Genomic DNA, 13,933 nt, shown 5'->3' with positions numbered 1-13,933 from the left:
TGTCTTCGTCGGTCGTGGCTCGGATGCCTCTGGTTCGGCCTTCGTGGTCTCGCTTCGACCCCTGAGCGAACCCGCACCGCTTTTGAAGCCGCCTGTGTAATTTTCGGCCAGGGCACGTAGCTCAGCTAGGACAGAGCGTCGGACTTCTAATCCGATGGCCGTGGGTTCGAATCCCACCGTGCTCGTACAGCGAGGAGCGGAGCGTCGAGCGAACGAAACGTGCGCCTCGAGAAGACGAACAGGGAGCAAAGCGTTCCGAAAGACCGTGCTGTGAAGTGCTCTTTCTGCCGGCTCGATCGGTATCGCATCCGCCCAGACCTGTTTTCGCCGAGCCAGACCAACGTGGATAGCAAACCAATATGCGGTGAACGCCGGCTCACACCGCCAGTCACGGGATGTCCAATCAGTAAAAGCCTCAGCCCGGCCCCGTAACGATTCCGAATACAACGAAAAAAGTGAAAATACTGTAAATATGTAACTCTTAGTCTGAATTAGGTTCCTTATAGCAAAGATTTATACTACAACGCCGTATAGATGTGGGTGTAGTGATCGCAAGCGACTCACCCCGTAAAGATGTCCGATGCTGCCGTTCCGCGACGGTGAGGACGCCGCGGGGAGCGCTTGACGAACCGAACGGTCCCGACGAGGTGCTCCGTCAGACACAGTGACATTCCGCTGCCGCTAGGTCCTGGGTTCTGTCGACCCACTGCTGCCGTGCTGCCTGTTATCCTGCCGCTGGGCTCCGGCCCAGCTCCCGTCCGTCCGCCCTCGCCTGCCGGCGGACGCGGTTCGGTTCTGGCACACCTTTTTTGCGGTTCGATCGGAACGCCGTCACAGCGACGGCCTCGCGACCGGTGCGTGGTGACGTTTAACACGAACGGGTCCGTCATCCACCGCATGGTCGAGAAGGCGACGCTGGACGGTCGAACCGCCATCGTGACCGGTGCGAGCTCCGGCATCGGACAGGAGACCGCGCACGCCCTCGCGGATGCGGGCGCCGACGTGGCGCTCGCCGCGCGGCGGCGCGAACGCCTCGAGACGCTGGCCGACGAGGTGGAATCGGAGACGGACGCCGAGGCGCTCGTCGTGCCCACGAACGTCCGGAACGAGGACGAGGTCGAGGAACTCGTCGAGACCACCGTCGCGGAGTTCGGCGGGCTGGACCTGCTGGTCAACAACGCCGGCACCGCGGCCGGCAGCGAGGTGGCGTCGATGGCGACGGAGGAGTACCGGACGATGATGGAGGTCAACGTCGACGGGATGTTCTTCGCGACCCGGGCGGCGCTGCCGCACCTTCGCGAATCCGGGGGTACCCTGATCTTCGTCGGCAGCTTCGCGGGCAAGTACCCGCGGCCGTTCAACCCCGTCTACGCGGCGAGCAAGTGGTGGACCCGCGGGTTCGCCCAGAGCGTCTCCGCGCAGGTCGGCGACGACGACGTCGGCGTGACGGTCGTCAACCCCTCGGAGGTCCGCACCGAGTTCGGCTCCGAGTACGGTGAGTCCTTCGAGGAGCGCTTCGACGAGGGCGAGGTGACCGAACCGGAGGAGATCGCGGAGGCCATCCGCTACGCGGCCGGGCAGAGCCCCTCGATGGCGGCGGAGATCGACCTCTACCGCCGGGACAAGTTCACGATGTTCTGAAGCGAGCGGCGCGGTGGTGGGGTCGGGCCGTCGGCCACTCAAACCCGACCCGTGTCAGGTTTACCCCGCTCGAGGCCCTACGGACACACGATGCTCGAACTCTACCAGGCGGAGGGCTGTCCGCACTCCCAGGACGTCCGCGAGAAGCTGACCGACCTCGGCGCCTCCTACGTGATCCATAACCCCCGGCTGCCGGGCGACGAGGGCGGCGACGTCAAGAACGAGCAGACCCACGCCGAACTGACCGCCATCGGCGGCGAGGACACGATCCCGTTCCTCGTCGACACCGACCGCCGCCGGGAGACGCGCTACGACAGCGACGATATCGTCGCGTACCTGGAGGAGCACTACGCGTAGCGCAGTCCCGTTCTCCCGAAACTACCCGTCGAACCCGTCTTCGAATCTGAACGTCCCGTCGCGCTGCACGACTTCGCCGTCGACCTCGATGTAGGAGTCCTCGGCCATGTCGACGATCATGTCGACGTGGACCGCCGACTCGTTGGCCTCGCGGTCGTCGCCGACGCACTCATCGTAGGCGCGGCCGACCGCCATGTGGACGGTGTCGCCCATCTTCTCGTCGAACAGCATGTTGTAGGTGAACCGGTCGATGTCGCGGTTCATCCCGATGCCGAGCTCGCCGAGGCGGCGGGCGCCGTCGTCGGTGTTCAGCACCTCGGTGAGCAACTCCTCGTTCTGGTCGGCCGAGTGCTCGACGACCTCGCCGCCCTCGAAGACGAGGTGGGCGCCCGTTATCTCCCGGCCCTGGTAGTACAGCGGCTTGTCGAACAGCACCTCTCCCTCGACGCTGTCGGCGACCGGCGCGGTGAAGACCTCGCCGCCGGGGAGGTTCTTCTCGGCGTAGTCGTTCAGCGTCGACATCCCGTCGACCGACATCGTCACGTCGGTGGTGTCGCCGCTGACGATGCGCACCTCGCTGGCCGGGTCGAGGATGTCGACCATCTGCGCCTGGTGCTCCCGCTGGGCGTCCCAGTCCTTGTTGACGGCGTCCCAGACGAAGTTCTCGTAGGCCTCGGTGCTCATCCCCGCGAGCTGGGCGCTGCCCTTCGAGGGGAACTGCGTGAGACACCAGCGCTTCGAGAGGGCGACCTCCTGGACGGGCCGGGTGGCCTTCGACTGCTCGGCCTGCGTCTCCGGGGCGACGTCGCTCTGCTCGGTCGCGTTCGCCTCCGCCCGCACGCGGATGAGGACGTCCGTGTCCTCGTAGAGCGACTGCAGGTGCGTCGGCGTCTCGAATTCGTCGTCGTCGACCGCCCGGAGGTACGCCCGCTCGGCGCGGCTGTCGTTCGCGAGGTACACCGGCGTGGCGCCGCGGTCGCCGACGACCTCGTGGAGCGCGACGGCGAGGTCCTCGGCCTCGCCGGGGGCGCTGATCACGACGTTGTCGCCCGCCTGGACGTCCGTCGAGTGGTCGACGATGATCTCGGCGTGTTCGCGGATGCGCGGGTCCATACCCGGGGGTGTGGGAGCGGGACCCTATACGTGTACGGATAGCGGCGGCGGCGGGAGTCGCTGGAGTCCCGCTTCGACGTCCGTCCGATCGTGACCTCCGCGGGGAAACGCTAAGTCGGGGGTTCCCGTACGTGTGCCCATGTGGCACCGGCGGGACGACTCCGAGGTCACCTGCATCGCCTGCGGCGAGCGCGTGTCCCGCACCGAGGCGCGCGAGTACGACAAGTACGGCGACCGCTGGGACCGCGAGGACAAGGAGTTCGAGCACCTCTGTAAGCCCTGCTTCCGCGACCTCTGCCACCAGTCCCGGACCGGACTCGAGTCGCTCCTGGCGGACGTGGAGACCGGCGGCCTCTCCCGCCAGCAGTTCCTCGCCCGCTTCGTCGAACTCGTCGACGAGGACCGCGACTCACCCGAGTCCCACGAACGGGAATAACGAGGTGCCGGGCTGGTGGCCTGGTCCTTCGAGCGTGGCGGCTATGCTGCCGCGAGGGTCTTCGGAGTCTCCGGTCGCACTTCGCATTGCTCGCTATACTCGCTTACTCGCGGTTCGCGGGTCGTTCCCGCTCGCCGTTCGGCATTTTGAGACCTCGAACGGAGTCCGAGGAGCCGCAGCTCGCGGGTCGTCGCTCCGCTCCTCCCCGCTCGCCTGGTCGAGACTCCTCGCTTCGCTCGGAGTCTCGCACACAACGCCTAACTGTACCACCCCCGAACCTCCCGACATGAGTGACCAGGACGAACAGGCGTACGCGGGGACGGCGGAGGGCCAGGGCCCGGTCGTCATCGACGAGGAGCTCGCCCGCCACCTCGCCAACAAGCGCGAGGAGCTCTTCGAGGAGTTCGACATCCGCGACGAGTTCCCGCGGGCGGTCCTCGAGGAGGCCGAGGAGCGGGCGGCCGACCCCGAGGGCGACATCGAGACGGAACTCGAAGACCGGAGGGACCTCCGGGACCTGACGACGTGGACGACCGACCCGGCGGACGCCCAGGACTTCGACGACGCCATCTCCATCGAGCGGACGGACGTCGGCTACAGACTTTGGGTCCACATCGCCGACGTCACCCACTACGTCAACCCCGAGACGGCGATGTGGGATGAGGCCCAGAAGCGCGGCAACACCGTCTACCTGCCGGGCTACACCATCCATATGCTGCCGCCGATCCTGGCGGAGACTGTCTGCTCGCTGGTCCCCGAGGAGGACCGGCTGGCCCACACCGTCGAGATGCACATCAACGAGGAGACGCTCTCTCACGAGTCTATCGACATCTACAAGTCCGTCATCCACTCCGACGCCCGCCTGACGTACAACGAGTGCGAGGAGGCCCTCGACGACGAGGACCACCCGCTACACGAGGCGAACAACCTCGTCTACGAACTCGCCGAGGAGCTCCACGAGCAGCGCAAGGAGGACGGCTCGCTCGTCCTCAACCCGAAGCGCGACCGCGCCCACACCATCATCGAGGAGTGCATGCTGAAGGCGAACAAGGCCGTCACCCACGAACTCCAGTGGGGCCGCGGCCTCGAGGCGATGTTCCGCGTCCACCCCCAGCCCACCCCCGACGAGTGGGACGAGGCTCTCCGGGAGATCCAGGACCTCGACGGCGTCTCCATCCCCGGCGACTCCTGGGACGACCCCCGGAGGGCCGTCAACGCGACGCTGGAGGAGGCGCCCGGCCGCCAGCTCAACAAGATCCAGTGGGCCGTGATGAAGGTCATGCCGCGGGCGAAGTACATGTCCGACCCCTTCGGCGGCCACCACGCGCTGAACTTCGAGATCTACGGCCACTTCACCTCGCCCATCCGCCGGCTCTCCGACCTCGTCAACCACTGGATCATCTACACGAACGACGTCCCCGAGGGCATCGCCGACCTCTGCGACCACGCCAGCAAGACCCAGAAGGACGCCGAGACCTGCGAGCGCCAGTACAAGAAGTTCCTCGAGGAGGTCGGCCTCGACGCCCACGCGATCAACAACCGCGGCCTCGAGGTCGTCGAGGACCCCGAGGACGCCGACCACACGGTGTGACGTCAGCGAGGCGGCAACGCGTTCTCGAAGGCGTACTCCTCGGCGTACGAGACCCTCGGGTGATCGATCGCCGCGTCCTCGACCCGGAGGTACGTGCTCTTGCGCCCGGCCGCTTCCAGCGGGACCCAGAATAATCCGCCGCTGTCCCGACATCTGACGGCGAAAGCGTCTATCTCGGTATCCGTGTACTCCTCGACCGTCGCCTCGCCGTCGGCCGTAGTCTGGGACCCTGTCTTGAACCGGATGCAGTCGCCTTCTCGCCAGCCGGTCTTGACCTGGACGCGGTAGAGCGATGCGTCGGCATCGACGAGCAGGCCGTACCGGTCGTTGTCGCCGAACGGAACGGCGACCGAGTACCCGCGTCGCGTCAGTTCTGCGAGGACCAGCGCCTCGGAGGTATCCCCCACGTCCTTCGTGTTCATGGACGGTCCTGGTCCGGTTTCGCTACAAAAATCTCCGCCTGGTGGAGCGGACAGCACGGCACCGAGCCGCTGACGATACCTGGAACTGTTGCTCTCGGATTTGGCGTCGTCAGAAAGCGCCCGAGGCGGGATTTGAACCCGCGTCACGACCGTGACAGGGTCGTATGATGGGCCACTACACCACCCGGGCTCCCTGCATTCCTCCGTAGCCGGGTTCCGACCTTAAGGCTTTCCAAAGGATGGCAGGGCGGTGGGAGGTGGCACACCACTCGCCGGCGTGGGTTTTCAGCCGGGGGACGTCCGGTCGGTCGACCGGCATCGAATGTTCGTCGGTCCAAGCTCCACACTCCCTGCGAGACTCACTGAACGAGCGATTCAGGGGCGAGAGGGCTCGCTCCGGGGACGCTCTCGCGGCGAGAGTCCGGGAAAGGGTTTTTGACAGATGCCGTATAACAGAGTGGCAACGAGCAGTCGCGTGCCGCGGTGAGAGGCGGCACGGGTAGCTATGGCCGTCCGATTTAGCAAGTGTTTTACCGCTGCCGCCGATAGCACGCTGTAGTATCTCGTGACAGCTTCTTCACCCGGCCAGCCCAACACATGGTAGACGTAAGCCAACACAACCTGGTTCCGGAGCACTCGGTCCTCGACGAGGAGGACGTCGAGGAGGTGCTCGCGGAGTACGACATCGACCGCACAGACCTGCCGAAGATCGAGCGTCGCGACGCCGCCCTCCCGGAGGAGGCGGGCGTCGGCGACGTCGTAGAGATCGTCCGCGACTCCCGGACGACCGACCGAGCCGTCGTGTACCGACTGGTGGTAGAATGAACAGGCAAGACCGCCGTTCGATCTCCCGGGAGTACTTCTCGCGGGACCGACTCGCAGCGCACCACTTCCGATCGTTCAACAACTTCCTGGACCGCGGGATGCAGGAGGTCGTCGACGAGAAGGAGAGCATCGACACCGACATCGGCGACAAGGAGGGCCAGGAGCCCGTCCGCGTCGACCTGGGGAACGTCCGCATCGTGACGCCGCGGGTCCGGGAGGCCGACGGGTCCGAGGAGCTGCTCTACCCGCAGGAGGCCCGCCTGCGGAACATCACCTACTCGGCGCCGGTGTTCATGGAGATGAGCATCGTCCGCGGCGGCGAGGAGGAGGAGGAACACATCGTCGATCAGGCGGAGACGAAGGTCGGCCGGATGCCGATCATGGTCGGCTCCAACAAGTGCAACATCGCGGACTTCACCCGCGAGGAGCTGATCGAGATCGGCGAGGACCCCGCCGACCCCGGCGGCTACTTCATCGTCAACGGCTCCGAGCGCGTCCTGATGACCAGCGAGGACCTCGCGCCGAACAAGATCCTCGCGGAGTACGACACGAAGTACGGCGACGAGATCCAGATCGCCAAGACGTTCTCCCAGCGCCGCGGCTACCGGGCGCTGGTGCTCTGCGAGCGGAACCGCAGCGGCATCCTCGAGGTGTCGTTCCCCTCCGTCTCGGGGTCGATCAACTTCGTGACGCTCGTCCGGGCGCTCGGCCTGGAGTCCGACGAGGATATCGTCCACCGGGTCTCCGACGACCCGGAGATCGTGAAGTTCATGCTGGAGAACCTGGAGGCCGCCGAGGTCCAGTCGACCGCCGAGGCCATCGAGGAGCTGGGCCAGCGCGTCGCCTCCGGCCAGGGGAAGAACTACCAGCTGAAGCGCGCCAACTACGTCATCGACCGCTACCTCCTGCCGCACCTCCACGAGGAGGGCGTCGAGGACGAGGAGGTCCGGATGAACAAGGCGGTGTACCTCTGCCGGATGGCCGAGGCCTGCTTCGAGCTGGCCCTGGAACGCCGGGAGTCCGACGACAAGGACCACTACGCGAACAAGCGTCTGAAGGTCTCAGGCGACCTGATGAAGGACCTCTTCCGGACGGCGCTGAACAAGCTGGCACGCGACGTGAAGTACCAGCTGGAGCGCGCCAACATGCGGAACCGCCAGCTGTCGGTCAACACGGTCGTCCGCTCGGACGTCCTGACCGAGCGGCTCGAGCACCCGATCGCGACGGGGAACTGGGTCGGCGGACGCTCCGGCGTCAGCCAGCTGGTCGACCGGACCGACTACATGGGCGTGCTCTCGCACCTCCGCCGGCTGCGGTCGCCGCTGTCACGGTCGCAGCCGCACTTCGAGGCGCGGGACCTCCACGCGACCCAGTGGGGTCGCATCTGTCCCTCCGAGACGCCCGAGGGGCCGAACTGCGGGCTGGTGAAGAACTTCGCACAGGCGATGGAACTGTCCCAGAACGTCGACGACGAGCGCGGGCTCAAACGCGAGCTCGCCTCGATGGGCGTGGAGGGCATTCCGGGAATCGAGACGGTCGAGACACACACTGCAGACGACTAACATGAGCCAGGGACGAGACGCCAAAGTGTACGTAAACGGGAGCCTCATCGGCACCCATCCGGACCCGCACAAACTCGCAGACGACATCCGAGAGTCGCGACGGCGCGGCGAGATCGACGAGATGGTCAACGTCTCGGTACGTCAGCGCACCAACGAGGTCATCGTCAACGCCGACGCCGGCCGCGCGCGGCGACCGCTGCTCGTCGTCGAGGACGGCGAGCCGCTGATGTCCGACGAGGAACTGCAGGCCGTCGAGGACGGCGACCTGGAGTTCGAGTCGCTCGTCGACCGCGGCTACGTGGAGTTCATCGACGCCGAGGAGGAGGAGGACATCTACGTCGCGGTCGACGAGGACGAGCTGACCGAGGACCACACCCACCTCGAGGTCGACCCGTCGCTGATGTTCGGCATCGGCGCGGGGATGATCCCGTACCCCGAGCACAACGCCTCCCCGCGCATCACGATGGGGTCGGGGATGATCAAGCAGTCGCTGGGGCTGCCGGCCGCCAACTACCGCATCCGGCCGGACACCCGCCAGCACCTGCTGCACTACCCCCAGCTGTCGATCGTGAAGACGCAGACGACCGAGCAGATCGGCTACGACGACCGGCCGGCCGCCCAGAACTTCGTCGTCGCCGTCATGTCCTACGAGGGGTTCAACATCGAGGACGCGCTCGTCATGAACAAGGCGAGCGTCGAGCGCGCCCTCGCCCGCTCGCACTTCTTCCGGACCTACGAGGGCGAGGAGCGCCGCTATCCGGGCGGCCAGGAGGACCGCTTCGAGATCCCGGACGACGAGGTCCGCGGGGCCCGCGGCGAGGAGGCCTACACCCACCTCGACGAGGACGGCCTCGTCAACCCGGAGACGGACGTCGGCGAGAACGACGTCCTGCTCGGGAAGACGTCGCCGCCGCGGTTCCTCGAGGAGCCCGACGACATGGGCGGGCTGTCGCCGCAGAAGCGCCGCGAGACGTCGGTGACGATGCGCTCCGGCGAGTCCGGGGTCGTCGACACCGTGACGCTGATGGAGGGCGAGGACGGCTCGAAGCTCTCGAAGGTGAAGGTCCGCGACGAGCGGGTACCGGAGCTCGGCGACAAGTTCGCCTCCCGGCACGGCCAGAAGGGCGTCGTCGGCCACCTCGCCCCCCAGGAGGACATGCCGTTCACGCAGGACGGCGTCGTCCCGGACCTCATCGTCAACCCGCACGCGCTGCCGTCGCGGATGACGGTCGGCCACATCCTCGAGATGCTCGGCGGGAAGGTCGGCTCCCTGGAGGGCCGCCGCGTCGACGGGACGCCGTTCCAGGGCGAGACCGAAGACGAGCTGCGCGACGCACTCGTCGACCGCGGCTACAAGTCCAACGGGAAGGAGGTCATGTACTCCGGCGTCACCGGCGAGAAGATCGAGGCCGAGATCTTCGTCGGGGTCATCTTCTACCAGAAGCTCTACCACATGGTCTCGAACAAGCTGCACGCCCGCTCCCGCGGGCCGGTGCAGGTGCTCACCCGCCAGCCCACCGAGGGTCGCGCCCGCGAGGGCGGGCTGCGTATCGGGGAGATGGAGCGCGACGTCTTCATCGGGCACGGCGCCGCCATGACGCTGAAGGAGCGGCTGCTCGACGAGTCCGACCGCGAGTGGATCCACGTCTGCGGGAACTGCGGGATGAGCGCGGTCGAGAACGTCGACCAGCGCCGCGTCTACTGCCCGAACTGCGACGAGGAGACCGACGTCCACGAGGTGGAGATGAGCTACGCCTTCAAGCTCCTGCTCGACGAGATGAAGGCGCTCGGCATCGCCCCGCGGATCGAACTGGAGGACGCTGTATAACATGAACGGACACGCACCCAAGGAGATCGGGTCGCTCAGCTTCGGGCTGATGGACCCCGAGGAGTACCGCGACATGTCGGCCACGAAGGTCATCACGGCCGACACGTACGACGACGACGGCTTCCCCATCGACATGGGGCTGATGGACCCCCGCCTGGGGGTCATCGACCCCGGCCTGGAGTGTAAGACCTGCGGGAAGCACTCCGGCTCCTGTAACGGCCACTTCGGCCACATCGAGCTGGCCGCGCCGGTCATCCACGTCGGCTTCGCGAAGCTCATCCGGCGGCTGCTCCGCGGCACCTGCCGGGACTGCTCGCGGCTCTGCCTCACCGAGGACGAGAAGGACGAGTTCCGCAGCCGGCTCGACCGCACCCGCCAGCTCGGCGAGGACCTCAACGACGTGACGAAGGCCGCCATCCGGCTGGCCCGCAAGAAGGACCGCTGTCCGCACTGCGGCGAGAAGCAGTACGACATCAACCACGAGAAGCCGACGACGTACTACGAGGTCCAGGACGTCCTCTCCTCGGAGTACCCCGAGCGCATCGCCGCCGCGATGGAGGGCCGCGACCCCGACGCCGAGGACGGCGAGGAGGACGAGGACCGCGAGCCGATCGCGCCGAACGAGCTCTCCGAGGAGACCGGCATCGAACTCGAGCGGATCAACGAGATCCTCTCCGGTGAGTTCCGTCCGAAGCGGGACGACCGCGAGGCCCTCGAGAAGGCGCTGTCGATCGACCTGACCGAGGAGGACATGAACAAGCTGATGCCCTCGGACATCCGCGACTGGTTCGAGGACATCCCGGACGAGGACATCGAGGCGCTGGGCATCTCCTCGGAGAAGTCCCGGCCGGAGTGGATGATCCTGACCGTGCTGCCGGTGCCGCCGGTGACGGCCCGCCCCTCCATCACGCTGGACAACGGCCAGCGGTCGGAGGACGACCTCACCCACAAGCTGGTCGACATCATCCGCATCAACCAGCGGTTCATGGAGAACCGCGAGGCCGGGGCCCCGCAACTGATCATCGAGGACCTCTGGGAGCTGCTGCAGTACCACGTCACGACGTTCATGGACAACGAGATCTCCGGGACGCCGCCGGCGCGACACCGCTCCGGCCGCCCGCTGAAGACCCTCAGCCAGCGGCTGAAGGGCAAGGAGGGCCGCTTCCGCGGCTCGCTGTCCGGCAAGCGCGTGAACTTCTCGGCCCGGACCGTCATCTCGCCGGACCCGACGCTGAGCCTCAACGAGGTCGGCGTCCCCGACCGCGTGGCCAGCGAGATGACCCAGACGATGAACGTCAACGAGCGGAACCTCGAGGACGCCCGGCGGTACGTTTCCAACGGGCCGGAGGCCCACCCCGGCGCCAACTACGTCAAGCGGCCGGACGGCCGGCGGCTGAAGGTCACCGAGAAGAACTGCGAGGAGCTCGCTCAGAAGATCGAGCCTGGCTGGGAGGTCGCCCGCCACCTGATCGACGGCGACATCGTGATCTTCAACCGGCAGCCGTCGCTGCACCGGATGTCCATCATGGCCCACGAGGTCGTCGTGATGCCGTACAAGACGTTCCGGCTGAACACGACGGTCTGTCCGCCGTACAACGCCGACTTCGACGGCGACGAGATGAACATGCACGCCCTCCAGAACGAGGAGGCCCGCGCGGAGGCCCGCGTGCTGATGCGCGTCCAGGAGCAGATGCTCTCCCCGCGGTTCGGCGAGAACATCATCGGCGCCATCCAGGACCACATCTCGGGGACGTACCTGCTGACCCACGAGAACCCGCAGTTCAACGAGACGCAGGCGCTGGACCTGCTGCGGGCGACGTCCATCGACGAGCTGCCGGAGCCGGACGGCACCGACGAGGAGGGCAAGGCCTACTGGACCGGCCAGACGGTCTTCTCGGAGCTGCTGCCGGACGGGCTGAACCTCGAGTTCACCTCCTCGGCCGGCGACGAGGTCGTCATCGAGGACGGCCAGCTGATCTCCGGGACCATCGACGAGGACGCCGTCGGCGCCTTCGGCGGCGAGGTCGTCGACACCATCTGCAAGGTGTACGGCAACACGCGCGCACGCGTGTTCGTCAACGAGGTGGCGACGCTGGCGATGCGCGCCATCATGCACTTCGGGTTCTCGATCGGGATCGACGACGAGTCCATCGAGCGGGAGGCCGAAGAGCAGATCCAGGAGGCCATCGACAGCGCCTACGACCGCGTCCAGAAGCTCATCGAGACGTACCGCTCCGGCGAGCTGGAGTCGCTGCCCGGCCGGACGGTCGACGAGACCCTCGAGATGAAGATCATGCAGACGCTCGGGAAGGCCCGCGACTCCGCCGGCGACATCGCCGACGACCACTTCGGCACCGACAACCCCGCCGTGGTCATGGCCCAGTCCGGCGCGCGTGGGTCGATGCTGAACCTCACGCAGATGGCCGGCTGCGTCGGCCAGCAGGCGGTCCGCGGCGAGCGGATCAACCGCGGCTACGAGGACCGCACCCTCAGCCACTTCAAGCGCAACGACCTCTCGGCGGACGCCCACGGCTTCGTCGAGAACTCCTACCGGAACGGCCTGACGCCGAAGGAGTTCTTCTTCCACGCGATGGGCGGCCGCGAGGGGCTGGTCGACACCGCCGTCCGGACCTCGAAGTCCGGGTACCTGCAGCGCCGGCTCATCAACGCGCTCTCCGAACTGGAGTCCCAGTACGACGGCACCGTCCGGGACACCTCCGACACCGTCGTCCAGTTCGAGTTCGGCGAGGACGGCACCTCGCCGGTGCAGGTCTCCTCGAAGGAGGACTTCGACATCGACGTCGCGTCGATCGCCGACCGCATCGTCGACGAGGAGTTCGACTCCGCAGAGCAGAAAGAGGAGTTCCTGGGCATCCAGGAGCCGCGGACGAACCTCTCGGAGCACGGGGAGTCGTGGCGCGCCGACGACGGCCTGGAGGTGAGCTCCGATGACTGAGGTCGCCGACGAGGTCGAGGCCATCGTCGAGGACACCGACCTGCCGCGGCGCCTGAAGGACGAGGTCTACGACACGGTCACCGCCCGCGACGACGTCACCGTCGAGCATGTCGAGGACATCACGGAGGCCGTCGAGTCCCAGTACCTCCAGACGCGGGTCGACCCGCTGGACCCCGTCGGAACGGTCTCGGCCCAATCCATCGGCGAACCCGGCACGCAGATGACGATGAACACGTTCCACTACGCGGGCGTCGCGGAGATCGACGTCACGCAGGGGCTCCCTCGGCTCATCGAGCTGGTGGACGCCCGGAAGACGCCGGACACGCCGATGATGACGGTCCACCTGGCCGACGAGTACGCCGAGGACCGCGAGAAGGCCCACGAGGTCGTCTGGCAGATCGAGGCGACGCGCATCCTCGCGCTCGGCGACGTCTCGACGAACGTCGCGGACATGCTCGTCCGCATCGACCTCAACGAGGAGACCCTCGAGGAGCGGTGGCCGACGACCGACGACATCGACGAGGTGGCCGGCCAAATCGCCGACACCATCGAGTCCTCCCTCGGCGTCGACGCCGTCCGCCCCGAGCCGACGGTCGTGGAGTTCGGCCCCGACCAGCCGTCCTACCGCGAGCTGCTGCAGCTCGTCGAGGAGCTCCGCGAGATCGTCTTCAAGGGTATCGAGGAGATCAGCCGCGTCGTCATCCGCAAGGAGGAACTCGAGGACGGCGAGGAGTTCGTCCTCTACACCGAGGGGTCGTCGCTGAAGGACGTCCTCGACATCGAGGGGGTCGACGCCTCGCGGACGACGTGTAACAACATCCACGAGATCCACAAGAACCTCGGCATCGAGGCGGCCCGCGAGGCCATCATCGAGGAGACGATGAACACCCTCGAGGAGCAGGGCCTCGACGACGTGAACATCCGCCACCTGATGCTGGTCGCCGACATCATGACCAACAACGGCGAGATCGAGTCCATCGGCCGCCACGGCATCTCCGGGAACAAGGACTCGGTGCTGGCCCGCGCGGCCTTCGAGGTGACCGTCAACCACCTCCTGGACGCGGCCATCCACGGCGAGGTCGACGAGCTCGACGGCGTCACGGAGAACGTCATCGTCGGCAAGCCGATCAAGCTCGGCACCGGCGACGTCGACCTCCGGATGGGCGCCAAGCGCGCCGGCGGCACCTCCGCCGACGACTGAC

The 13,933-nt window shown here is 66.8% G+C and carries 11 protein-coding genes and 2 tRNA genes; 10 read left to right on the top strand and 3 right to left on the bottom strand.

The features are described from left to right. Positions 1 to 110 precede the first annotated feature (110 nt). The 3 genes from HWV07_RS09795 (at position 111) to HWV07_RS09785 (ending at position 1,998) form a co-directional block, all read left to right on the top strand. Positions 111 to 185 (top strand) — tRNA-Arg (locus HWV07_RS09795). 712 nt (positions 186 to 897) lie between these two features. Next, complete coding sequence (locus HWV07_RS09790; RefSeq protein WP_178334121.1) at positions 898 to 1,641, top strand: SDR family oxidoreductase; 744 nt, start codon at positions 898 to 900, stop codon at positions 1,639 to 1,641. A 90-nt stretch (positions 1,642 to 1,731) separates the two neighbouring features. After that, positions 1,732 to 1,998, top strand: a complete 267-nt coding sequence (locus HWV07_RS09785; RefSeq protein ID WP_178334120.1) for a glutathione S-transferase N-terminal domain-containing protein — start codon at positions 1,732 to 1,734, stop codon at positions 1,996 to 1,998. A 21-nt stretch (positions 1,999 to 2,019) separates the two neighbouring features. On the opposite strand, the gene HWV07_RS09780 is transcribed toward HWV07_RS09785, so the two are convergent. Continuing rightward, positions 2,020 to 3,111 (bottom strand): aminopeptidase, encoded by a 1,092-nt coding sequence (locus HWV07_RS09780; protein ID WP_178334119.1) that lies wholly within the window; start codon positions 3,109 to 3,111, stop codon positions 2,020 to 2,022. Between the two features lie 139 nt (positions 3,112 to 3,250). Here HWV07_RS09780 and HWV07_RS09775 point away from each other — a divergent pair, with 139 nt between their 5' ends. Together HWV07_RS09775 and HWV07_RS09770 are read left to right on the top strand one after the other, a co-directional pair. Beyond that, positions 3,251 to 3,547: a DUF7562 family protein gene (locus tag HWV07_RS09775; RefSeq protein ID WP_178334118.1), complete on the top strand. Its 297-nt coding sequence runs from the start codon at positions 3,251 to 3,253 to the stop codon at positions 3,545 to 3,547. Positions 3,548 to 3,833: 286 nt separating this feature from the next. Further along, on the top strand, positions 3,834 to 5,138 hold the full coding sequence (locus HWV07_RS09770) for an RNB domain-containing ribonuclease (RefSeq protein ID WP_178334117.1): 1,305 nt from the start codon (positions 3,834 to 3,836) through the stop codon (positions 5,136 to 5,138). 2 nt (positions 5,139 to 5,140) lie between these two features. Here the strand turns inward: HWV07_RS09770 and HWV07_RS09765 are convergent, their stop codons facing one another. Continuing rightward, positions 5,141 to 5,560 carry a group I intron-associated PD-(D/E)XK endonuclease gene (locus tag HWV07_RS09765; protein ID WP_178334116.1) on the bottom strand — a complete coding sequence of 140 codons (420 nt, stop codon included), beginning with the start codon at positions 5,558 to 5,560 and terminating at the stop codon, positions 5,141 to 5,143. A 117-nt stretch (positions 5,561 to 5,677) separates the two neighbouring features. Beyond that, a tRNA-Asp gene (locus HWV07_RS09760) sits at positions 5,678 to 5,750 on the bottom strand. A gap of 407 nt (positions 5,751 to 6,157) precedes the next feature. Here HWV07_RS09760 and HWV07_RS09755 point away from each other — a divergent pair. The 5 genes from HWV07_RS09755 to rpoA2 are packed head-to-tail and all read left to right on the top strand — an operon-like array spanning position 6,158 to position 13,932. Beyond that, entirely contained in the window at positions 6,158 to 6,385 is a 228-nt protein-coding gene (locus HWV07_RS09755; RefSeq protein WP_178334115.1) for a DNA-directed RNA polymerase subunit H, read from the top strand. Then, entirely contained in the window at positions 6,382 to 7,947 is a 1,566-nt protein-coding gene (locus HWV07_RS09750; protein WP_178334114.1) for a DNA-directed RNA polymerase subunit B'', read from the top strand. The genes HWV07_RS09755 and HWV07_RS09750 overlap by 4 nt, the downstream gene beginning before the upstream one ends. Before the next feature lies 1 nt (position 7,948). Continuing rightward, on the top strand, positions 7,949 to 9,775 hold the full coding sequence (gene rpoB / locus HWV07_RS09745) for a DNA-directed RNA polymerase subunit B (protein ID WP_178334113.1): 1,827 nt from the start codon (positions 7,949 to 7,951) through the stop codon (positions 9,773 to 9,775). A 1-nt stretch (position 9,776) separates the two neighbouring features. Beyond that, on the top strand, positions 9,777 to 12,731 hold the full coding sequence (locus tag HWV07_RS09740) for a DNA-directed RNA polymerase subunit A' (RefSeq protein ID WP_178334112.1): 2,955 nt from the start codon (positions 9,777 to 9,779) through the stop codon (positions 12,729 to 12,731). Next, a complete protein-coding gene (rpoA2, locus tag HWV07_RS09735; protein WP_178334111.1) occupies positions 12,724 to 13,932 on the top strand; it encodes a DNA-directed RNA polymerase subunit A'' in 1,209 nt (402 codons plus the stop codon). The genes HWV07_RS09740 and rpoA2 overlap by 8 nt, the downstream gene beginning before the upstream one ends. Position 13,933: the final 1 nt, after the last annotated feature.

Source organism: Natronomonas salina, from assembly GCF_013391105.1.
GTDB lineage: Archaea > Halobacteriota > Halobacteria > Halobacteriales > Haloarculaceae > Natronomonas > Natronomonas salina.
Note: the sequence above shows the minus strand (reverse complement) of the source record. Positions and strands in the feature narration are given on the sequence as shown.